20 protein-coding genes are annotated in these 22,388 nt (G+C 65.3%); 6 read left to right on the top strand and 14 right to left on the bottom strand.

Annotation, left to right across the window (positions count from 1 at the left end):
- Nucleotide 1: 1 nt before the first annotated feature.
- The 5 genes from ACQR1H_RS11940 to ACQR1H_RS11920 all read right to left on the bottom strand — a co-directional run bounded on the left by ACQR1H_RS11940 (nt 2) and on the right by ACQR1H_RS11920 (nt 5,257).
- Entirely contained in the window at nt 2–1,261 is a 1,260-nt protein-coding gene (locus ACQR1H_RS11940; protein ID WP_434863604.1) for an extracellular solute-binding protein, read from the bottom strand.
- 222 nt (nt 1,262–1,483) lie between these two features.
- Nucleotides 1,484–2,710 carry a threonine ammonia-lyase gene (locus ACQR1H_RS11935; protein ID WP_315800118.1) on the bottom strand — a complete coding sequence of 409 codons (1,227 nt, stop codon included), beginning with the start codon at nt 2,708–2,710 and terminating at the stop codon, nt 1,484–1,486.
- A 117-nt stretch (nt 2,711–2,827) separates the two neighbouring features.
- On the bottom strand, nt 2,828–3,820 hold the full coding sequence (gene argC / locus ACQR1H_RS11930; RefSeq protein ID WP_316215736.1) for an N-acetyl-gamma-glutamyl-phosphate reductase: 993 nt from the start codon (nt 3,818–3,820) through the stop codon (nt 2,828–2,830).
- Nucleotides 3,821–3,830: 10 nt separating this feature from the next.
- A complete protein-coding gene (locus tag ACQR1H_RS11925; protein ID WP_315800120.1) occupies nt 3,831–4,481 on the bottom strand; it encodes an FMN-binding negative transcriptional regulator in 651 nt (216 codons plus the stop codon).
- Nucleotides 4,482–4,726: 245 nt separating this feature from the next.
- Nucleotides 4,727–5,257, bottom strand: a complete 531-nt coding sequence (locus tag ACQR1H_RS11920; protein WP_315800121.1) for a DedA family protein — start codon at nt 5,255–5,257, stop codon at nt 4,727–4,729.
- 271 nt (nt 5,258–5,528) lie between these two features.
- Between ACQR1H_RS11920 and parE the strand changes: the two genes are divergently transcribed.
- The 4 genes from parE (at nt 5,529) to ACQR1H_RS11900 (ending at nt 9,787) form a co-directional block, all read left to right on the top strand.
- Nucleotides 5,529–7,592: a DNA topoisomerase IV subunit B gene (gene parE / locus ACQR1H_RS11915; RefSeq protein ID WP_316215734.1), complete on the top strand. Its 2,064-nt coding sequence runs from the start codon at nt 5,529–5,531 to the stop codon at nt 7,590–7,592.
- A 238-nt stretch (nt 7,593–7,830) separates the two neighbouring features.
- Nucleotides 7,831–8,604 (top strand): outer membrane protein, encoded by a 774-nt coding sequence (locus ACQR1H_RS11910; protein WP_316236562.1) that lies wholly within the window; start codon nt 7,831–7,833, stop codon nt 8,602–8,604.
- Nucleotides 8,605–8,806: 202 nt separating this feature from the next.
- The gene (locus tag ACQR1H_RS11905) at nt 8,807–8,992 is read left to right on the top strand and encodes a hypothetical protein (RefSeq protein WP_009027935.1); all 186 of its coding nucleotides are present in this window, start codon (nt 8,807–8,809) and stop codon (nt 8,990–8,992) included.
- Between the two features lie 27 nt (nt 8,993–9,019).
- Nucleotides 9,020–9,787: an SDR family NAD(P)-dependent oxidoreductase gene (locus ACQR1H_RS11900; RefSeq protein ID WP_315800124.1), complete on the top strand. Its 768-nt coding sequence runs from the start codon at nt 9,020–9,022 to the stop codon at nt 9,785–9,787.
- Nucleotides 9,788–9,795: 8 nt separating this feature from the next.
- On the opposite strand, the gene ACQR1H_RS11895 is transcribed toward ACQR1H_RS11900, so the two are convergent.
- Nucleotides 9,796–11,292, bottom strand: coding sequence for a caspase family protein (locus tag ACQR1H_RS11895; protein ID WP_410053121.1), 1,497 nt, complete (start codon nt 11,290–11,292; stop codon nt 9,796–9,798).
- 481 nt (nt 11,293–11,773) lie between these two features.
- Between ACQR1H_RS11895 and ACQR1H_RS11890 the strand changes: the two genes are divergently transcribed.
- Nucleotides 11,774–13,240, top strand: a complete 1,467-nt coding sequence (locus ACQR1H_RS11890) for a DEAD/DEAH box helicase (protein WP_316236563.1) — start codon at nt 11,774–11,776, stop codon at nt 13,238–13,240.
- A gap of 347 nt (nt 13,241–13,587) precedes the next feature.
- The gene (locus ACQR1H_RS11885) at nt 13,588–14,655 is read left to right on the top strand and encodes a GGDEF domain-containing protein (protein ID WP_316236564.1); all 1,068 of its coding nucleotides are present in this window, start codon (nt 13,588–13,590) and stop codon (nt 14,653–14,655) included.
- Nucleotides 14,656–14,686: 31 nt separating this feature from the next.
- On the opposite strand, the gene ACQR1H_RS11880 is transcribed toward ACQR1H_RS11885, so the two are convergent.
- From ACQR1H_RS11880 to ACQR1H_RS11845, 8 genes are all read right to left on the bottom strand, one after another.
- Nucleotides 14,687–15,253 (bottom strand): TfoX/Sxy family protein, encoded by a 567-nt coding sequence (locus ACQR1H_RS11880; RefSeq protein WP_315800128.1) that lies wholly within the window; start codon nt 15,251–15,253, stop codon nt 14,687–14,689.
- 117 nt (nt 15,254–15,370) lie between these two features.
- The gene (locus ACQR1H_RS11875; protein ID WP_316236707.1) at nt 15,371–15,760 is read right to left on the bottom strand and encodes a HesB/IscA family protein; all 390 of its coding nucleotides are present in this window, start codon (nt 15,758–15,760) and stop codon (nt 15,371–15,373) included.
- A 61-nt stretch (nt 15,761–15,821) separates the two neighbouring features.
- Entirely contained in the window at nt 15,822–16,193 is a 372-nt protein-coding gene (locus tag ACQR1H_RS11870) for an SUF system Fe-S cluster assembly protein (RefSeq protein ID WP_315800129.1), read from the bottom strand.
- The gene (locus tag ACQR1H_RS11865; protein WP_315800130.1) at nt 16,190–17,437 is read right to left on the bottom strand and encodes a cysteine desulfurase; all 1,248 of its coding nucleotides are present in this window, start codon (nt 17,435–17,437) and stop codon (nt 16,190–16,192) included. The genes ACQR1H_RS11870 and ACQR1H_RS11865 overlap by 4 nt, the downstream gene beginning before the upstream one ends.
- Complete coding sequence (gene sufD / locus ACQR1H_RS11860; RefSeq protein ID WP_434885634.1) at nt 17,434–18,747, bottom strand: Fe-S cluster assembly protein SufD; 1,314 nt, start codon at nt 18,745–18,747, stop codon at nt 17,434–17,436. The genes ACQR1H_RS11865 and sufD overlap by 4 nt, the downstream gene beginning before the upstream one ends.
- Before the next feature lie 19 nt (nt 18,748–18,766).
- Complete coding sequence (gene sufC / locus ACQR1H_RS11855) at nt 18,767–19,519, bottom strand: Fe-S cluster assembly ATPase SufC (RefSeq protein WP_434907583.1); 753 nt, start codon at nt 19,517–19,519, stop codon at nt 18,767–18,769.
- 114 nt (nt 19,520–19,633) lie between these two features.
- Entirely contained in the window at nt 19,634–21,130 is a 1,497-nt protein-coding gene (gene sufB, locus ACQR1H_RS11850; RefSeq protein ID WP_316215729.1) for a Fe-S cluster assembly protein SufB, read from the bottom strand.
- Between the two features lie 84 nt (nt 21,131–21,214).
- A complete protein-coding gene (locus ACQR1H_RS11845; protein ID WP_434907582.1) occupies nt 21,215–22,378 on the bottom strand; it encodes a cysteine desulfurase family protein in 1,164 nt (387 codons plus the stop codon).
- Between the last annotated feature and the right edge of the window lie 10 nt (nt 22,379–22,388).

Below are 22,388 nucleotides of genomic sequence, written 5' to 3'. Positions count from 1 at the left end.
GTCAGTTGCCCTGCTTCCGCGCCGCCTCGATCGCCTGGGCGGCGTCCTGCGGGGTCATGCTGCCGCCGGCAATCTCCGCGGAGACGTCATTGACGACACGGCCGACGGAGGGACCCAGGCTCTGGTCATAGAAGTTCTGGTGATAGTTCGATTTCGCCAGATTGGACGCGATCAGCTTCATGAAGGAATTGTTGAGGCCGGCGTCGGCGCCCTGCACCACCGGGATGATGAAATTCCCTGCCGCCAGCCGGGTCTGGACGTCCCTGGAGATGAAGTACTTCAGGAAATCGACCGCTTCCTTGGGCGAGCCCTTGGTGACCAGCCAGCCGGTGATGCCGCCGAGCGTATCCGTCGGTGCGCCCTTGCCGCCTTGCACGACCGGAAAATCGAACCAGCAGATCTTGTCTTCGCTGAGGCCCACCTTGTCGGCGGCGAGCGCCCGCTGCAGGTTGTAGACGGAGCTGATCGCGAGCGTCATGGCCGCCTTGCCGTCGCCGAAATAGCCGACCGCCTGCGGATTCTTGAAGCCAAGAAAGCCGTTCTGGAACGGCTGGAGATCGACGAGCTGCTTGAACAGCTCGCCGGACTTGACGAAGGTGTCGCCAGCAAAGCCGCCATTCTCGCCGCGCAACGCCGCGTCGAATGCCGGCTTGCCGCCGATGCGCACCGCCAGATGCGTCCAGTAGAAATGCAGCGGCCATTTGTCGGCGCCACCGACGACGATCGGGGTCACCCCCGCGGCCTTCAATGCCTTCACGGCGGCCAGCAGATCATCCCAGCTCTTGATGGCAGCCGGATCGACCTTCGCCTTGGCCATCAGCTCCTTGTTGCAGACGAAGCCGACCTGCGACAGCGAGATCGGCAGGCCGTAGACATGGCCGTTGTCGGTGAAGGCCGCGAGTGCTGCCGGCGTCACGCTGTCGCTGTAACCCTTCACCTGGTCGGTGATGTCCTCGAGGACGCCGGCCTCGATCTGCGCCTTCAGCACGCCGCCGGCCCAGCTGTAGATGATGTTCGGCCGGTCCTTGGATTGCAGGATGGTCGGCAGCTTGGCCTTGTATGCCTCGTTTTCGAGGAACTGCATCTCGATCTTGGTGCCGGGATGCGACGCCTCGTAGGCGCGCGCCACCTCCTCCCAGATCTTCACCTGGGCCGGATTGACCTCGATATGCAGCCATTTCACCGTGGTATCGGCGCTTGCGGCGGTCGCGCCAAGCAGACATGCGGCAGCGGCGAGTCCCAGCTTCGCGAGCAGTCTCATCACAACCCTCCCAACCGTCATTTTTTGTTGCGGTAATCCTGTCCTCATTTTTTGAGGTACGCAACTGAAATTCTGACAGTGAGAACCTCAAGGATGAGGTGTTCGCATTTGCGATACGTATTGCAGGCGGGAGAGACGGCTAGCTGAGCTGGGAAGGCGCGGGCCGACCGGCGCGAGCTGGCGCCGGCTGCGCAAGAGAATATGCCGTGGACCGTATGACGCTCAGGTGCACCGTGCCTTGAAATCGGCGGCGACGAGTTTTGCCATCACGTCGTTGAGGTGGGCCTGGTCGCGCGTCTCGATCACCAGCTCCAGCAGGGTCGCCTTCGCCGGCAGGTCCGAGAAGGTGCGCTGGTGCGAGACCTCGATGATGTTGGCGCCCGCATCCGCAAGCAGGGTGGAGACGGCCGCGAGCTGTCCCGGGCGGTCGACGATGTCGATCGACAACTGCGTCAGCCGCCCCTCACGCGCCAGCTCGCGGGTCAGGACCGAGGCGATCAACCGGGTATCGATGTTGCCGCCGCTCAGCACCAGGCCGACATTGCGTCCGGCAAACTGCGCAGGATGCGCGAGCACGGCGGCGAGACCGACGGCGCCGGCGCCTTCGACCACTGTCTTCTCGATCGAGATCAAGGTCGCCAGCGCACGCTCGATCTGCGGCTCGGTGACCAGCAATATGTCATCGACGAGCTGTCGGATGATCTCGGTCGTGATCCGGCCCGGCGACTTCACCGCGATGCCCTCGGCCAGCGTATCACCGCGCATCGGCAGCTGGCTGTTGCGGACGGCGTTGTACATGGAGGGATAGAGTTCGGCCTGCACGCCGACGATGCGCAGGCCCGGCTTGATGGCGCGCGCCGCGACCGCCATGCCAGAGATCAGCCCGCCGCCCCCGATCGGCACCACGAGCGTATCGAGCTCGGGGACCACCGCGAGCATCTCCAGCGCCACCGTGCCCTGCCCGGCGATGATCAGCGGATCGTCGTACGGGTGGATCATGGTCATGCCCTTGGCCGCACCGTGCTCTCGGGCAAATGCCCCCGCCTCTTCCAGGGTGGCGCCGGAAATCACGACCTCGGCGCCGTGCCGCTTGGTGTTCTCCACCTTCACCATCGGCGTGCCCACCGGCATCACGATGGTCGCGGGAATGCCGAGACGCCGCGCATTGTAGGCGACGCCCTGCGCGTGGTTGCCGGCCGACATCGCGATCACGCCGCGTTCGCGCTGCCCGGCGGACAGCGCATTCAGCCGGTTCAGCGCGCCGCGCTCCTTGAACGAGGAGGTGAACTGCAGGTTCTCGAATTTGAGCCAGACGTTGCAGCCGCAGATCTCGCCGAGCGTCCTGCTCTGGTTGCAGGCCGTCGCGAGCACGGCGCCGCCGATGGTTTCCGCGGCGGCGCGCACGTCGTTGACGGTGACGGGCAGCGCGTTCAAATCGGTGGCGGTCATGGGTCTGCCCATTCCTCAGCGTGCGTCATTGCACAGCGCGGCCGGCGGAACGCAGGCCGTCGCATGATGTTGCCGATCGTGCCCGGCGCTTCCGCGACCGGATGATCCAGATCGATCTCAGCTCACGAGATCGGGCAGTCCGAGCATCAGCCGCATGTTCTGCACGGCCGCGCCCGATGCGCCCTTGCCGAGATTGTCGAGCCGCGCCACCAGCACCGCCTGATGATGCTTGTCGCTGGCGAAGACGTAGAGCTCGAGCTCGTTGGTCTCGTTCAGCGCCTCCGGCTCGAGCCGGCCGCTCTTGGCCGCCGCGCCGTCGAGCGGCATCACCGAGACGTATTGGCTGCCGGCATAGTGCTTCGCCAGGGCCGCCTGCAGGTCCGAGCCCGACGGCCTGCCCGGCAGGGTGTCGAGCTGCAGCGGCACGGAGACCAGCATGCCTTGCCGGTAGTTGCCGACCGAGGGAATGAAGATCGGCCGCCGGGTCAGCCGCGAATAGAGCTGCAGTTCGGGCAGATGCTTGTGCTCGAGGCCGAGGCCGTATAGCTCGAAGCTCGGCGCGGTGCCGTTCTCGAAGGCCGCGATCATGGTCTTGCCGCCGCCGGAATAGCCGCTGACGGCATTCACCGTCACCGGATAGTCCTGCGGCAGCAGGCCGGCATCGACCAATGGCCGCAACAGCGCGATGCCCCCGGTGGGATAGCAGCCGGGGTTGGAGACCTTGCGTGCATTGCGGATCTTGTCGGCCTGATCGGCGGCGAGCTCGGGAAAGCCATAGGCCCAGTCCGGCGCGACGCGATAGGCGGTCGACGCGTCCAGCACCTTCGGCGCAGAGCTGCCCATGCCGTCGATCAGCGCCACCGTCTCCTTGGCGGCGTCATCGGGCAGGCAAAGGATGACGAGATCGACCTCGGCCATCAGCGCCCGCTTGGCTGCCGGATCCTTGCGCTTGTCCTCGGCGATCGTCTTCACGACGATATCCGGCTGGTGCCGGAGCCGCTCGGCGATTCCCAGGCCGGTCGTGCCCGAGCCGCCGTCGACGAACACGGCGCGTGTCGCAGTCCCGGAGGTGATGTGAGCTTTCGGCAAATTGCTGTCGATCACGGTCATGGCACGCTCCTTAGGTCTGGGTTTCGCCGGCAAAGGCCTGGGGCCGCGCCTGCCGCATGAGAGACGATATCTGTTGCGAGCCGATGTCGGGCCGCTCGCCGAGCCGGGTCGCGACCGCCGCATAATCGGCTTCCGACTTATGCTGGTTGAGCTTGAAGCTGCCCTCGACCTCGTCGATCGTCATCACGATGCCGACGATCGCCTTGCGCATCGCCTCGAGCCGGCCAGCGCTCATCTTGCCCGAGGTCCACGGCGCCTTCGGCAACAGCCATTGCTCGAACTTGGCGCTGACCGCATCCACCTGCTCTGCAAGCTCCGCCTCCGACAGGATGCGCGCCGGGCCGGTCAGATGCACCGCCTGATAAAGCCAGGTCGGCACCTGATCGGGCGAGACGTACCAGTCGGCCGACACATAGGCATCGGCGCCGTTGACGGCGAGCAGCCACCGCGTCGCGCCGTCGGCGAGCTTCGCCAGCGGATTGCCGCGGGCGACGTGGAAGAACGCCTGCGGCGTGCCGTCGTTCAGCGCCCCCAGGTGAAACGGCACGGAGGACGCAATCGGCCTAGTGCCGTCCCACGCGCAGACCGTGCCGAAGCCGCGCGCCTCCGCAAAGCCGAGGCTCGCGGCGCGATCGGGCTTGAAGGGCGGTGGCGTGTACATCGGAAAACTCCTGCTGGACGAAGGAGCCGCCTGATCGATCGCGCTGCAAGGAGAAAGTTTGCCGCGGGACGGATCCGGCGGCAGGGGCTGTGATCTAGACGCAGATCATCGCCCGTACCGCGGAGGTACGACGGCGCATTTCGGCGATCATGTTGGTCGCTGCGTTGATCATGGGGGCAGGCCTATAGGGCCGCAGGGTTCCTGCGTCAAGCTCGCACGTCGGCCCGGCCCGTTCGGGGCTGGCGTCAGACCGCATGCCACAGCCATTCCATGGTGCGCCCGATGATGTCGCCGAACAACAGCAGCACCGCCGACCACACCAGCGCCGACACGAAGTTGGCGATCTGGAACACCATGTAGGGCATCTCGAAAATGCCCGCCGCCAGCGGCACCGACGCGCGCAACGGGCCGAAGAACCGGCCGATGAAGATGCTCGGCACGCCCCAATCGCGCACGAAGGCCTCGCCGCGCGGCAGCAGCTCCGGGTATCGCGACAGCGGCCACATCTGGGCGACGCGGTCCTTGTAGCGGTAGCCGAACCAGTAGGAGACCCAGTCGCCGAGCGCGGCGCCGATTCCACCGGCCAACCATATCGGCCAGAAGCTGATCCCGGTGGCGCCGATCAAGGCGCCGATCGCGACCAGGGCGCCCCAGGCGGGAATCAGGAGCGAGACGAAGGCCAGGGACTCGCCAAAGGCAAGCAGCAGGACGATCGGAGCAGCCCAGGCCTGATGGTCGCGCACGAAGTCGGCAACCGCGCGGCCAAAATCTTCCATCTGCTCGACGCCTTTCTGCTCCGCGGCGCTTAAGTGCTTGAAGGCCTTCGCGGTTCCATGGCGCAGACTGGTACGCCACCGAACCCGCCCACTTCAAGTCACAACAACCGGCTGAACCGCGTGAACAGCGGCGATCCGGCGATCGGAACCGGCCAAAACGTGGCGGGCTGGTGAACGTCGTTGTTTCCCGGGGTCATTGTTTTATGCCGGTCCATGGCATAGTCAGGCCCAACGATTCGTTCCATCTTGCGCACACGCAACATCCAATTCCATGGGTAAACCGTTGAAATCAGCTGCAAAAGCCAAGGCCAAGGGCGTCACGGACCCGTTGGCGGCGTTCGCCGCCAAGGGCAAGGCTCCGGCCAAGCCAGCCGCCCGCGCAGGCAGCGCCGAGGGCGATTACACCGCCCGTGACATCGAGGTCCTCGAGGGCCTGGAGCCGGTGCGGCGCCGCCCCGGCATGTATATCGGCGGCACCGACGAAAAGGCGCTGCACCACCTGTTCGCCGAGGTCATCGACAACTCGATGGACGAGGCGCTGGCCGGCCACGCCACCTTCATCGAGGTCGAGCTCGATGCCGAAGGCTTCCTCACCGTGACCGACAACGGCCGCGGCATTCCGATCGATCCACATCCGAAGTTTCCCAAGAAGTCGGCGCTCGAGATCATCATGTGCACCCTGCACGCGGGCGGCAAGTTCGACTCCAAGGTCTACGAGACCTCGGGCGGTCTGCACGGCGTCGGCATCTCCGTGGTGAACGCGCTGTCGACCCGGCTCGAGGTCGAGGTCGCACGCAACCAGAAGCTCTACCGCATGATCTTCGAGCGCGGCCACCCGAAGGGCAAGCTCGAGGAGGTCGGCAAGGTCGCCAACCGGCGCGGCACACGGGTACGTTTCCAACCCGACCCGACCATCTTCGGCGCCAAGGCGACGTTCAAGCCGCAGCGCCTGTTCAAGATGGCGCGCTCGAAAGCCTATCTGTTCGGCGGCGTCGAGATCCGCTGGAAATGCGATCCGTCGCTGCTGAAGGGCATCGAGGACGTCCAGCCCGAGGCGACGTTCCACTTCCCCGGCGGCCTGAAGGACTATCTGGCCGCAGCGATCCATGCCGACACGCTGGTCCATCCGGATATCTTCGCCGGCAAGTCGGGCCGCACCGGCGGCCATGGCGGCTGCGAATGGGCGGTCGCCTGGACCGCTGATGCCGACGGCTTCCTGTCGTCCTACTGCAACACGATTCCGACGCCCGACGGCGGCACGCACGAATCCGGCATCCGCAGCGCGCTGCTGCGCGGCCTGAAGGACCACGCCGAGCGCGTCGGCCAAGGCAAGCGCTCGGCCAACATCACCTCCGAGGACATCATGGCGGGCGCCGCCATCATGCTCTCGGTGTTCGTGCGCGAGCCCGAATTCCAGGGCCAGACCAAGGATCGCCTCGCGACCGCCGAGGCCCAGCGCATCGTCGAGCAAGCCGTCAAGGATCCGTTCGATCACTGGTTGTCGGGCAATCCGGTGCAGGCCAACCGGCTGCTCGATTTCGTCATCGAGCGCGCCGAGGAGCGCATCCGCCGTCGCCAGGAGAAGGAGACGGCGCGCAAGACCGCGACCAAGAAGCTGCGCCTGCCGGGCAAGCTTGCCGATTGCACGGATGCCGGCACCGAGGGCTCCGAGCTGTTCATCGTCGAGGGCGATTCGGCCGGCGGCAGCGCCAAGCAGGCGCGCGACCGCAAGAAGCAGGCGGTGCTGCCGCTGCGCGGCAAGATCCTCAACGTGGCCTCCGCCGGCAAGGACAAGCTGACGGCGAATGCCCAGCTCGCCGACCTCGTGATGGCGATCGGCGCTGGCACGGGCACGTCGTATCGCGAAGAGGATCTGCGCTACCAGCGTATCATCATCATGACCGATGCCGACGTGGACGGCGCCCACATCGCCTCGCTGCTGATCACGTTCTTCTACAGGCAGATGAGACCGCTGATCGACGAGGGCCACCTCTACCTCGCCGTGCCGCCGCTCTACCGACTGACCCATGGCAGCAAGACGTTCTACGCGCGCGACGATGCCCACCGGGACGAGCTCCTCAAGCGCGAGTTCAACGCCAACGCCAAGGTCGAGATCGGCCGCTTCAAAGGTCTCGGCGAGATGATGCCGGCGCAATTGAAGGAAACCACCATGGATCCGGCCAAGCGCACCCTGCTGCGCGTGATGCTGCTCGCCGAAGATCGCGACGGCACCGCCGACTCGGTCGAGCGGCTGATGGGGACCAAGGCGGAGGCCCGCTTTGCCTTCATTTCGGAAAAGGCCGAATTCGCCAGCGACGAGCTGCTCGACGTCTAGCTTTTGACCCGATTTCACGCCTCGATTGCAGGTTCCATTCACTCGCGCGAACCTGCAATCACCTAGTTTGATCAGAGACTTACGAGGGCCGCGCGCATCCCGCAGCGCACTTTCCCCTCCGGTGTGCTCAACCTGCAACAGCTTTTGGGCACCAATCGGCTATAGTTCGGGCACATCTGGCGAGGGAATCGCCGCCGCAACCCGGCACCTGCGACACGACGATCTTGGGGAATTGAATATGAAAAAGCTTTTGCTTGCTGCCACTGCGCTGGTTGCGATCACGGGTGCCGCTTCGGCTGCTGATCTGGCGGCTCGCCCCTATGTGAAGGCGCCGATGATGCCGGTGGCGCCGAGCTGGACCGGTTTCTACATCTTCGGTGGCGCCGGCGGCGGCCTCTGGGATGCCGACTCGCACACCAACTTCAACGGCGTGCCGGTGACGATCGATCAGCGCGTCGGCGGCGACGGCTTCCTCGGCACGGTCGGCGCGGGCTATGACTGGCAGGTCAACCCGACCTGGGTCTTCGGCGTGTTCGCCGATGGTCAGTTCGGTAGCCTGCGCGGTACCCTGCAGGATCAGTTCGCTGCCCTGACCGGCCGCATCAAGATGGAGACCGCCTGGGCCGCGGGCGCCCGCGTCGGCTACCTGGTTGCGCCGAACGTGCTGTCCTACGTCAACGCCGGCTACTCCGGTTCGCACTGGTCGGGCACTGGCCTGACCACCCTCACGGGCGCGGCGTCCGGCTTCCACACCGACTCGTTCAACCGCAACGGCTGGTTCGTTGGCGGCGGCGTCGAGAACAACCTGAACATCTTCGGCATCTCGGCGCCGGGCTGGTTCATGAAGACCGAATATCGCGCGGCCTATTACGACCGGAAGGACATCGCGGTCCGTACCGACGCTGGCAACCTCGTGACGACCGACTCGGTCAGCTTCAAGCCGTGGGTGCAGACCATCAGCACCTCGCTGGTCTACCGCTTCAACTGGACCGGCCCGGCCGTCAAGTACTGAGCAGACCGCACTCGGTCGTTCGATCATTCTGCGAAAAGCCCCGGTTGATCCGGGGCTTTTTGTTTTCGGCTCGGATATTGGCGGCTGGAGCCGCTGGTCATCTGCCGCGGCGGCCGCTAGCCTCCTCGTCATAAAACTTCACAAAAAAGACGGCAGCAGCGTCTCCGATGCTGTGACGCGGTCGATGAGGGAGGAAGTGGCCATGCGGAGATTCCTGATGATCGGCGGCCTGCTTCTGCTCGCCGTCGGCCTGCTCTGGGTCGGCCAGGGCACCGGGGTGGTGGCATGGCCGCGGACGAGCTTCATGATCAACCAGCTGCAATGGGCCGGCTACGGCGTCGGCATGGGTGCACTCGGCCTGGTGATGATCTGGCAGGGCACCTGCTGACGTCTGACAACAACATGGAGACACGACATGGCGGGCCGCTTCGACCTGAGTGGCAAGGTTGCGATCGTGACAGGAGGCAACGGCGGAATCGGCCTGGGGATGGCGCGCGGGCTTGCCGATGCCGGCGCCGACATTGCCGTGGTCGGCCGCAACGAAGCCAAGTCACAGGCGGCGGTGGCTGATCTCGCCGGTCGCGGCGGCCGTGCCATCGCCGTCACAGCCGACGTCAGCGACAAGGACGACGTCGCCGCCATGGTCGCGCGCGTGGCCAGCGAGCTCGGTCGCATCGACATCCTCATCAACAATGCCGGCATGAGCATTCGCAAGCCGCCGCACGTGCTCGAGCTGGAGGAGTGGCAGCAGGTGATCGACACCAATCTCACCAGCGCGTTCCTGTGCTCGAAGGCCGCCTACCCGGCCCTCAAGGCGAGCGGCGGCGGCAAAATCATCAACATCGGCTCGATGCTGTCGATCTTCGGCGCCAGCTTCGCGCCGGCCTACGCGGCCAGCAAAGGCGGCATCGTGCAGTACACGCGCGCCTGTGCCTGCGCCTGGGCGCCCGACAACATCCAGGTCAACGCGATTCTGCCGGGCTGGATCGACACCGACCTGACGCGCGCGGCGCGTAGCCAGATCGACGGCCTGCACGACCGCGTGCTGGCGCGCACGCCCGCGGCACGGTGGGGCGACATCGACGACTTCGCCGGCATCGCGACGTTCCTGAGCTCGCCGGCCTCCGACTTCGTCACCGGTACCGCGATTCCCGTCGATGGTGGCTATTCGATCATGGCGTAGCCGACGCCTCAGCGTCGAAAGCTCTTGATCTCGGAGACGCTGCCGTCGCGATAGGTCAACTCCACCGAGACGAACTTCGTCGCCGGCGGCAGCTTCAAATAGGGCGTGGCGTTGGAGGGAATCGCAATGGGATCGCGCATGTCGCAGCCGGGCATGTTGAGGACCTTGTCCGGCACCGCCGTGTCGATGCCGATGCGGACCTCGCGGATGGCGCAGCGATACGACATCAGGTGCGTGTAGTAGACTAGGAGGCCGTTGAACTCGCGGAACGACAGCCAGCTCGTCGCGGTCATGTCGAGGATCTTGCGCTGGTCGTGCACCAGCGCGGCCTCCGGCTCGAAGCGGATCGGGAACGGTCCCTGCATCTCGCCGGATGCATCGACATAGCGGACCTGGATGGTTCCCGCGGGCGCATCCGCCGGCAGCTGGATCGAGGGATTGGGCATGCGCTTGCGCGTGCGCGGATCGAGCACGTCCATGAAGCCGGTCTCGCGAAACTCCCCCGCCTCACCCATGCGCCAGGAAATGCCGAGCGTCGGATCGGCGATCGAGAACGTGACGGTCCAGCCGCCATTGTGGCGCGAGAACATCGCGATCGGTGCGTTCAGGCTCTCGTTCGCCGGCGGAATGCGCGGCGCGGAGACGGGAGGCAGCGCCGCGAGCTTCTGCTGCGGCTCGGCCGGCTTGTCGGCTGCAGCCGCTCCCTTCGCCATGCCGTTGAGAAAGACATCGTCGACCATCTGGTCGAAATAGACCGGGATCTGCTTGTGCCGCACGGTCTCGGCGAGCTCGCTGACCACGCGGCGGGTACGCTGCGCCACCTGCACCAGATTGACGCCGGGCTGCGTCAGCTCCTTGGCGAAGGTGCGCGTGAACACCGAGTTCGGATTGGCGTCATCGTTGGAGAGCCGGTCGAGCGCGGTCTGGCGCGGGCCGGCCGAGAACACCGAGAACACGCCTTCGGGCAACTGCGTCATCGGCGCCAGGCCGCCCCCACCCGCCACCGCGCGCGTGCCCGAGCGCTCGAACGGATTGTTGCGGCAGGCATCGAACACCAGGATCGAGGTGCGCGCCTTCTTGTTCTGCAGCCGCTCGATGACGCGGTCCGCAAGGATCGAGGCGTCGCGCACCAGCTCTTCCTGGCCTTCGGTGGCCGCGGGCACGTCGGTCGGCAACAGGAAGTTCTGGCCCGCGATCTCGAAGCCATGACCGGCATAGAAGAAGAACGCGGTGTCGCCCGGCTCGACGGCGTTGTCGAACGCCAGCAGCGTCTGGCTGAACTGCTGGCGATTGAGATTCTCCGCGACCATGACGTTGAAGCCGAGCTGCTTCAGCGTGTCGCCCATCGTCCGCGCGTCGTTGACGGCCTTCTGCAGCTTCGGCACGAACCGGTAGTCGTTATTGCCGATCACGAGCGCGACGCGCTTCTCGGCATGCGCGGCCGGCGCCAGAACCACCGCCAGCATCGCCAGCCCGCACGCCAGCCACATCCGCATCGATCTCATCGTCCGTCCCTGCACTCATCGCGTGGGCTGCCGCCCTCGGATAGTCGACGGCACGCCGCCACCGGTTCATCCCCGGGGCACACGCGGCTGCTCCCCCTGCCGAACACACGCCGCAATTCCGTCGACAATTCGACCGGAGCGCTTTCCGCGACCGGCCGCCAAGTGGTTCGGGTCCCCCGAATGCGACAGCTCGACGACAGGTTGCCTGCAAAAAAATGCAAAAACATTAAGCTTTTTCGGTACTTCGCTCCCCTCTTCCATTGACTTTGCAGGATTCGCCCCTATCTTCCGCAGCAGCGCGGCCGGATCGCATCCGATTCCTGAGAGATTGACCGCGGGTCGGCGTTAGTCAGAAAACCCCCAGCTTCGTTAGAGCATGCCGTTTCGGGGTTGAGCGCGACCACAGCCTTTTACCCTCGATTCCTAACGGCGGCGTCGAATAGAGGCCCCGTCGCCTATCGGCGCGTGACATAGAGGCTCGATGTCTTTTTCCAATCTCGGCTTGTCCGACAAGGTGTTGGCTGCAGTAGCGGCCACCGGTTACACCACTCCGACCCCCATTCAGGAACAGGCGATTCCCCATGTGCTGGCGCGCCGCGACGTGCTCGGCATCGCCCAGACCGGCACCGGCAAGACCGCCGCTTTCGTCCTGCCGATGCTCACCATCCTCGAAAAGGGCCGCGCCCGCGCCCGAATGCCGCGCACCCTGATCCTGGAGCCGACCCGCGAGCTCGCGGCCCAGGTCAAGGAGAATTTCGATCGCTACGGCGCCGGACAGAAGCTCAACGTCGCCCTGCTGATCGGCGGCGTCTCCTTCGGCGACCAGGACGCCAAGCTGACCCGCGGGGTCGACGTGCTGATCGCCACGCCAGGCCGACTGCTCGATCATACCGAGCGCGGCGGCCTTCTGCTCACGGGCGTCGAGTTGCTGGTCATCGACGAAGCCGACCGCATGCTCGACATGGGTTTCATTCCGGACATCGAGCGCATCTGCAAGCTCGTTCCCTTCACCCGCCAGACCCTGTTCTTCACCGCGACCATGCCGCCGGAAATCCGGCGCATCACCGAAGCCTTCCTGCACAATCCGCAGAAGGTCGAGGTCTCCAAGCCGGCGACGACAGCCGTCACGGTGACCCAGTTGCAGGTGCCCTCGGGACGCGAGGCGCATCAGAAGCGCGAGGTGCTGCGCAGGCTGTTGCGGGACGCCAAGGATCTCAACAACGCGATCATCTTCTGCAACCGCAAGCGCGACGTCGCCATCGTTCACAAGTCGCTGCAGAAGCACGGCTTCAGTGTTGGCGCCCTGCACGGCGACATGGACCAGTCGGCCCGCACGGCCGCGCTCGATCAATTCCGCAAGGGCGAACTGCCATTGCTCGTCGCCTCGGACGTCGCCGCACGCGGCCTCGACATTCCCGAAGTCAGCCACGTCTTCAATTTCGACGTGCCGCATCATTCGGACGACTACGTTCACCGCATCGGCCGTACCGGCCGCGCCGGACGGACCGGCACTGCAATCTCGATCGTGGCTCCGGCCGACCAGAAGTCGATGGTCGCGATCGAGAAGCTGATCGGACAAGGCATTCCCACCATCGAAGGCGACTACGAGGTGCAGGAATCCTCGGGCGACGAGGACAGCCGTGAGCGGCGTCCGCGCGACGCCGCGCGTCGCGGCAGCCGCGGCAAGGCGCGGGAGCGCGATGCGGGATCGCGTGATCGTGATGCAGCTCCGCGCGAGCGCGATCGTGAGCCGCGGCCAGCAGCGCCGCGCGCCGCCCAGGCAGCTTCTCCCCGGCCTGCTGCGCCGAGCGCCCGCAAGGAACAACCGCGTAACGAACAGCCTCGCAATGAAGCGCGGCGGCCGCGGCGCGACCACGACAACGAGCCTGCCGATCATTCACATCTGCCGGCGTTCCTGCTTCGCCCGGTGCGGGCCCCGCTTCCCTGAGCGAGTACAAGATTCCGGGCTGCGCGACATGCGGCCGCCCGGACTGTCGCGTCCGCGATGATCCGTTGCTGCATTCGTCGTACTTGACTGGAGTCGACATCGCCGAGCCCTCGGCGAATACGCGCGCGCGCGAATAGTTCCAGCTCGCGTCAGCAAGTTCCCGCAGCATCCTATGCAGCTCATTGAACATATGCGGTGCCGGTCCCAGATGAACGGCTCGTGCGCACATCCGGGACTCTACGGCCGTATTTACCCCTGGTTCACAAACGTCCTTTAGCTTGGCCGGCATTGTTTATTTCATTGCTGTGACGACGACGGCGACGCGGGCGATTGGGGGAGAACCTGTGGTGGTCAATGCGCTTGACGAACACGAACGCACGATAGGCTTCGCCGAAGTCGCGCTCAGCCAAATCAGAACGCTTCGCCATTCGGCAAATCCGCGCAACTACGAGATCTGGTACGTCTACGCGACGGGCTACAACGCACCGCTGAACGAGATCATCAACGAGACGCTGTCGCGCAACGGCAGGCTGTCGCAATCCGATCTGGATCAGCTCTACGACTCCTACCTCGCGCATCTCAAGACCTCGGATCGCATCGACAAGGTCGGCGCGCGCGTGGTCGGCGAGATCGACGACCTGATGAACATGCTCAGCGATGCCCTCGGCAGAACCGCGAGCTACGATGCGACCCTCGCGGGCGCCGATCAACGGCTCGCATCGGCCACCAGCCGCGAGCAACTGGTCGACATCATCGAGGCGCTAGCCCATTCGACCAAGCAGATGCGCGAAACCAACCGCATCCTCGAAGAGCGGCTGACGCTGTCGAAGGACGAGATCAGCGGGCTGCAACACAGCCTGGAGGTGATCCGGGCCGAGAGCCTGACCGATCCGCTCACAGGGCTCGGCAACCGCAAATATTTCGACCGGATGCTCGAGACGACGGTGCAGTCGGGGCTCGCGACCCAGCAGCCGCTGTCGCTGCTGATGTTCGACATCGACCATTTCAAGTCCTTCAACGACTCCTACGGACATCTCACCGGAGACCAGGTGCTGCGGCTGGTCGGGATGACCCTGAAGCATGCCATCAAGGGCCAGGACATCGCCGCGCGCTACGGCGGCGAGGAGTTCGCTGTCGTGCTGCCGAACACCACGCTGCAGCACGCACTGACAGTGGCCGATCACATCCGCCGCGCCGTCACGGCAAAGGAGCTGAAGAAGAAGTCGACCGGGGAGATCCTCGGACGTGTGACGATCTCGGTCGGCCTGTCGCTGCTGCGGGCCGGCGACGACACCGATACGCTGATCGAACGCGCCGACGCCTGCCTCTATGCCGCCAAGCGCAGCGGGCGCAACAAGGTGGTCTGCGAGAACGATCCCGAATATGCGGCTGCCACCCGCGGCCAGGTTGCCTGAGGGCCAGGTGGCCAGCCGAGCGTCGAGAGCATCAGCGCGTCCGCGATGATGCTGTGCGCGACGTCCGGCCCCGCACCGCCGTCGCGCTGCGAGCCTTGCGGCCGGCGGGCGCCGTTTCCGCGCCCTTGCCAACGCTCTTGGCAACGTTCTTGGCCACCTTCCCCGTCTTGACCGACTTGGTCTTTTTCGCTGCTGTCTTGGTCGCTCCGGACTTGCTCCGACCACGCGCCGGTACCGCCTCGCTGCGCGGCGCAGCCCGTTTCTTGCTGGTCCGCTTGCTCAAGGCGGCCCTCTGCGCCGCCGCAAACGCATCTCTCGCCCATGCCGCGAACTCATCGGTGTCGTCGAACAGATGCGCCGGCACCTGCCAATACGAGCGCACCGTCATGGTCCGCGCGCGCGTCTCGTAGGAGAACGGCTTGGATCCGGCCTCCTCAAACCTGGCAAAGCTGGCCTCATCGGCGCGCAGGTAGAGACCGCTGCGCAGCGCGAGCGCAAAGTTGATGCCGTCGGCAGAGATGCCGAAGCCGGAGAACATCCGCCGGATCGTGACCGGACCGAAGCCGGCGAACAGATCGGTCAGGAATTCGCGGTCCATCGCACCAGCTCCCGCCAACACCCAGTTGCTCGCCTGGAGTTTTCGGTCGGGAGGGTGGCGTGTGTCAATGTCCGGAACGCGACAGGGTCCGGTGCCGTCCCGGCGGAAAGCCGACGATCAGACCTCGGCCGGCTTGAGCTGAACCGACTCGCCGCAGCCGCAGGCGCTGATCTGGTTCGGGTTGTTGAACACGAACTGCGCCTGCATCTTGTCGGCCTGATAGTCCATCTCGGTCCCGAGCAGAAACAGCACGGCCTTGGGATCGACCAGGATCTTCACGCCCTTATCCTCGACCACCTCGTCGGTCGGCCGGATATCGTGGGCATATTCGACCGTGTAGGACTGTCCGGCACAGCCGCCGTTCTTGACACCGACGCGCAATCCAATGATCTCGGACTCTGCGCGATCGGTCAGCTCGCGGATGCGCGTGGCCGCGGCATCGGTCAGCCGCAGCACCTGCGGACGGGGCCGCGGCTTCGGCTTGCTGGCAACTGGCGTGTTGGTCATATCGGTCATCTGGTCAATCCCGGCGTTCGATCAATCCCGACCGCCATTCAAACGTCGTGCCTCACCACATGTTGAGGACGAGGCGGGCCTCGTCGCTCATCCGGTCCGGCGTCCATTGCGGCTCCCAGACAATGCTCACATTGACCACGCCGACCCCCGGAACGCTGGCGATCGCGTTCTCGACCATGGTCGGCAGCTCGCCGGCCGCCGGACAGTTCGGCGTCGTCAAGGTCATCATCACGTCGACGCTGCGGTCGTCCTTGATGTCGACCTTGTAGATCAGGCCGAGCTCATAGATGTCGGCCGGGATCTCCGGGTCGAACACCGTCTTCAGCGCTGCGATGATCTCGGTGGAAAGCCGCTCGGTCTCCTCCGGCGGCAGCGCCGAATGGGTTTCGACAGTCTGAGTTTTGACGTCGGCCGTGTCGGTCATGCAAACAATTCCCGCGCCTTGATCAATGCCTGTGCAAGCTGATCGACCTCTTCCCTCGTATTGTACATGCCAAACGAGGCCCTGCAGGTCGCCGTGACGTTGAATCTCTCCAAAAGCGGCATCACGCAGTGCGTGCCCGCACGCACCGCGACGCCCTGGCGGTCGATCACGGTCGCGATGTCATGAGCATGCGCCCCCTTCATCTCGAACGAGATCACCGGCCCCTTGCCCTTGGCGGTGCCGATCAGCCGCAGCGAGTTGATCTCGCGCAGCCGATCCTGGGCATAGGTGAGCAGGTCGTGCTCATGCGCGGCGATGCGCTCCTTGCCGACCGAGTTGACGTAATCGATCGCGGCGCCCAGCCCGACCGCCTCGACGATCATCGGGGTGCCCGCCTCGAACTTGTGCGGCGGATCGCCATAAGTGACCCAGTCGCGCGCAACCTCGCGGATCATCTCGCCGCCGCCATTGTAGGGGCGCATGGCAACGAGGTGGTCGTATTTGGCGTAGAGCACGCCGATCCCGGTCGGCCCGTACAGCTTATGGCCGGTGAAGACGTAGAAGTCGCAGTCGATGTCCTGGACGTCGATGGCGAGGTGCACGGCGGCCTGGCTGCCGTCGACCAGCACCGGGATGCCGCGCGCATGCGCAATCCGAACGACCTCCTTCACCGGCACGAGCGTGCCCAGCATGTTCGACATCTGCGTGATCGCGACCAGCTTGGTCCTGGGCGTCAGCAGCTTCTCGAACTCGTCGATCAGGAAGTTGCCCTCATCGTCGACCGGGGCCCACTTGATCACCGCGCCCTGCCGCTCCCTGAGGAAATGCCAGGGGACGATGTTGGAATGGTGCTCCATGATCGAGAGCACGATCTCGTCGCCCTCGCCGATGTTCGGCCCGCCCCACGATGACGCGACCAGATTGATCGCCTCGGTCGCGTTGCGGGTGAAGATGATCTCCTCGCTGCGGCGCGCATTGAGGAAGCGCGTGACCCGCTCCCGGCCGCCCTCATAGGCTTCCGTGGCGGCATTGGCGAGATAATGCAGGCCGCGATGCACGTTGGCATATTCGCTGGTATAGGCCTGCGTCATGCGGTCGAGCACCGCGCGCGGCTTCTGTGCCGAGGCGGCATTGTCGAGATAGACGAGCTTCTTGCCGTAGACCTGCAGCGCCAGCGCCGGAAAGTCCTCGCGGATGCGGGCGACGTCGTAGGATCCGTTGGAGACGGCGGGATGCGTGCTCATGCGCGCGCCTCCATCCAGTCCTGGGCGGCAGCGATGACGCGCTCGCGCAAGGAATCGTCCTCGATCGCCTCGATGGCTTCGCCGACGAAGGCCTGGATCAGCAGCGCCTGGGCCTGCTTCTCCGGCAGGCCGCGGGCCTGCAGATAGAACAACAGGCTGTCGTCGAGCGCGCCGGCGGTGGCGCCATGGCCGCAGGAGACGTCGTCGGCGAAGATCTCGAGTTCGGGCTTGCTGTCGGCCTCGGCCTCGTCGGACAACAGCAGCGCCCGCGTCATCATCTTCCCGTCGGTCTGCTGCGCGTCGGGGCGGACGATGATGCGGCCCTGGAATACCGAGTGGGCGCGATCGTCGAGCACCGCGCGAAAGTTCTCGCGGCTGGTGCAGCCGGGCACCGCGTGATCGACCACCAGCGTCAGGTCGCCATGCTGCCTGTCGCGCAGCAGGTTGACGCCGTTGATGATCAGCTCGCTGCCTTCGCCCTTGAGAGTGATGAAGCCCTGCAGACGACTGACGGCGCCGCCGGTCGTCATGTTGAAGAGATTGAGTTTCGACCGCGCACCGACCTCGTACTTGGCTGACGTGATGTTAACGGCATCCCTGGCATCGCGCATCAGGCGAATGGTGGACAACGCAGCGTCGTCACCGAGGGAGACGACCACGGCGTCATTGGCCTGATAGCCCGAGGCGCCATCGGCGGCGATCGCGCTTTCGATCAAGGTGGCCTGCGCGCCGTTCCCCACCGAAAGATGCGAGCGACTGGCACGCGATGCCTGCGATGCCGTCGCGATGTGAATGATCTGCAGCGGATGCGAGAGCTTTGCACCATCCGCCACGGAGATCAGGACTCCGTCGGTCGCGAGCGCACCGTTCAACAGGACCATCGCATCGTTGACGGTCGTCTCCAGCAGCCGCTCGCTGCCGGCGCTCTGCAGCGCCTCGCGCAGCGTGTGAACCTTGACACCATCTTCGGAGGCCGAGATGTCCGAGAGCTCCGCCACGAACACGCCGTCGACCAGCACCAGCTTCCGAGCACCGTCGACGGCAACAGAAGCCAGCACGGTTTTTGCCCGCGCCAGCGCCGCCGCGTCCGGCGCGCCTGCCAGCGGCAGCACCTCGCGCATCAGCGCACGCAGATCGGTGTACTTCCATTCCTCGATACGACGGTGCGGCAGGCCGGTGCGCTCGAAGGCCGAGAAGGCTTCGCGCCGGATATCGACCACCTTGCCGGTGCCGGGCAGACGGCCCAGAGCGGCAGAGAGCAAGCTGCTCGCCGCCGGACCGCTGTCGTTCTTGACCAAAGCTACGTTCATCACAGATCCATTCGCGAGCTCAGGCCGCGTCTTCGAACTGGGCGTAGCCGGACGCCTCCAGCTCGAGCGCGAGGTCCTTGCCTCCGCTCTTCACGACGCGGCCCTTCGACATCACATGAACGACGTCGGGCACGATGTAGTTCAGCAGCCGCTGATAGTGGGTGATCACGATCATCGAGCGCTCGGGTGAACGCAGCGCGTTGACGCCGTCGGCGGCGATGCGCAGCGCGTCGATGTCGAGGCCGGAATCCATCTCGTCGAGGATGCAGAGCGACGGCTGGAACAGCGCCATCTGCAGCACCTCGTTGCGCTTCTTCTCGCCGCCGGAAAAGCCGACATTGACGCCGCGCTTGAGCATGTCCTGCGGAATGCTGAGCGATTTCGAGATCTCGCGCACCTTCCTGAGGAAGTCCGGCGTCGAATACTCCTCCTCGCCGCGCGCCTTGCGCTGCGCGTTCAGCGCTGTCCGCAGGAAGGTCATGGTCGCGACGCCGGGGATCTCCACCGGGTACTGGAACGCCAGGAACACGCCCTTGGCGGCACGCTCGTCCGGTGCCATGGCGAGCAGATCCTCGCCCTTGAACAGGATCTCGCCGCCGGTCACCTCATAGCCCGGCTTGCCGGCGATGACGTGGGACAGCGTCGACTTGCCGGAGCCGTTCGGCCCCATGATCGCATGCACCTTGCCGGCGTCGATCGACAGCGTCAGGCCGTGGAGAATCTCGCGCTCCTCGACGCGGACCTGCAGGTTGTTGATTTCGAGTAGTGCCATGATCTGTTTCCGCTCAACACTTGCCCTGGCGCCACCGATCCATCGGGCCCAAAGGACGTATGATATCGATATCAGCACGAGCGGGCCGCGCCGCGGCCCCGCTGCAATATGGCCTTAGCCGACCGAGCCTTCGAGGCTGATCGAGATCAGCTTCTGGGCCTCGACCGCGAACTCCATCGGCAGCTGCTGCAGCACGTCCTTGACGAAACCGTTGACGACGAGCCCGACCGCCTCCTCCTGCGAAAGACCGCGCTGGATGCAGTAGAACAGCACATCCTCGGAGATCTTCGACGTCGTGGCTTCGTGCTCGAAGGTGGCCGAGGAGTTCTTGGCCTCGATGTAGGGCACGGTGTGCGCGCCGCATTTGTCGCCGATCAGCAGCGAATCGCAGGCGGTGAAGTTGCGCGCGCCGGTCGCTTTCCGGTGTGCCGTCACGAGGCCGCGATAGGTGTTCTGCGAGCGGCCCGCGGCAATGCCCTTGGAGATGATCCGGCTCGTCGTGTTCTTGCCGAGATGGATCATCTTGGTGCCCGAGTCGACCTGCTGGAAGCCATTCGAGATCGCGATCGAGTAGAACTCGCCACGCGAATTATCGCCGCGCAGGATGCAGCTCGGATACTTCCAGGTGATCGCAGATCCCGTCTCGACCTGGGTCCAGGAGATCTTGGAGTTGGCGCCGCGGCAGTCGCCACGCTTGGTGACGAAATTGTAGATGCCGCCCTTGCCTTCCGAATTGCCCGGATACCAGTTCTGCACCGTCGAGTACTTGATCTCGGCATCATCCAGCGCGACCAGCTCGACCACCGCCGCGTGCAACTGGTTCTCGTCGCGCTGCGGCGCGGTGCAGCCCTCGAGATAGGACACGTAGGCGCCCTTGTCGGCGATGATCAGCGTGCGCTCGAACTGGCCGGTGTTGCGCTCGTTGATGCGGAAATAGGTCGACAGCTCCATCGGGCAGCGCACGCCCGGCGGGATATAGACGAACGAGCCGTCGGAGAAGACGGCCGAGTTCAAGGTCGCGTAGAAATTGTCGGAGGTCGGCACCACGCTGCCGAGATATTTCTGCACCAGCTCGGGATGCTCGCGGATCGCTTCCGAGATCGGCATGAAGATCACGCCCGCCTTCTTCAGCTCCTCCTTGAACGTCGTCGCCACCGACACCGAATCGAACACGGCGTCGACCGCGATCTTGCGGCTCTCGGGGCTGCCAGCGCCGGGCACCGGCTCGACGCCCTCGAGGATCGCGACCTCGCGGAGCGGAATGCCGAGCTTCTCGTAGGTCTTCAGAATCTCCGGGTCGATCTCGTCGATCGAGGAGAGCTGCTTCTTCGGCTTGGGCGCGGCGTAATAATACAGATCCTGGAAGTCGATCTTGGGGTAGTCGACGCGCGCCCAGGTCGGCTCCTGCATGGTCAACCAGCGGCGATACGCCTCCAGCCGCCATTCGAGCATCCAGGCGGGCTCGTTCTTCTTGCCCGAGATGAAGCGGATCGTGTCTTCGGAAAGCCCCTTGGGAGCCTTCTCGGATTCGATGAGTGTCTCGAACCCATAACGATATTGGTCGACGTCGATCCGCCTGACGCGGTCGACCGTCTCTTGTACGGCTGGCATTCCATCCTCCGCTCGCGGTTTCAAGGACCGCGGTGGACACGTTCTGGAACCGTCTTACGACGTTTCGCGGACGAAATCACGCCCTTAGAATCGCTCAAGCACGGTTTCGTCGCCACCTTTAAGTAGGGTCAATGACAGCTTTCGCCAAGCCTGCAGGCACCGGTCGACATCCGCCTCGGTCGTGGACCAGCCCAGACTGAGGCGCACCGCTCCCTGCGCCGCCGCGGAACCAACGCCCATGGCCTCCAGGACGTGCGACGGCTGGACCTTGCCAGACGAGCAGGCCGAGCCGGAAGACACCGCGATCCCTTCAAGATCGAACCCGATCACGGCCGTCTCGGCCTTGAGCCCCGGCGCCGTGAACAGCGTCGTATTCGGAAGCCGCGCCGCTTCGGAGGAAAATACCGTCACGCCGGCGGTCTGACGAAGGCCCGTTTCCAGCCGGTCGCGCAGCGCCGTGATCCGGGGCAGGTCGACCTCGAGCTCAGCCAGGGCAGCGCCGGCTGCGGCGCCAAATCCGGCAATTCCGGCCATGTTTTCGGTTCCAGCCCGGCGACCGCGCTCCTGGCCGCCACCGCGGAGAACCGGAATCGGCTCCTCCACGCCGGCGCCCAGAACCAGCGCGCCGACGCCCTTCGGTCCGCCGATCTTGTGCGCAGAGATGGTCACAAGGTCCGCGCCCATCTGTTTGATATCGAGGGGTATTTTCCCAAATGCCTGGACCGCGTCGACATGCAGCAGGCCGCCCGCCTGGTACACGATCTCAGCAACTTTCGAAACCGGTTGAAGCACCCCGGTCTCGTTGTTGGCGGCCATGACGGACACAAGCGCCAGCGGTCCCCCGGCCAGCAGGGCTTCCAGGCGGCCGGGATCGACCACGCCCGAGGCATCGACCGGGATCGTCTGCACCGCCGATGGCGCGAAGCGGCCGCCGGCCAGCACCGAGGCATGCTCGACGGCCGACACCAGCAGCCGCTCGACTGGGCCGGTCGGCGCGCGCAGACCCGGGCTCAAAGCGAGCACATTGGCCTCGGTTCCGCCGGAGGTGAACATCACGCGGCGCGCGACGGTGCCGAGCCCGCGGGCGATGACCTCGCGGGCCTCCTCCATCAGCCGCCGTGCCTTGCGGCCTTCGGCGTGAACCGACGAGGGATTGCCGACCAGATCCATGGCAGCGAGAATCGCCGCGCGCGCTTGCGGCCGCAGCGGGGTCGTCGCATTCCAGTCGAGATAGATCCTGTCGGCCATCGGTCCGTTC

Source organism: Bradyrhizobium sp. HKCCYLRH2015, from assembly GCF_051168215.1.
Classification (GTDB): Bacteria; Pseudomonadota; Alphaproteobacteria; order Rhizobiales; family Xanthobacteraceae; genus Bradyrhizobium.
Note: the sequence above shows the minus strand (reverse complement) of the source record. Positions and strands in the feature narration are given on the sequence as shown.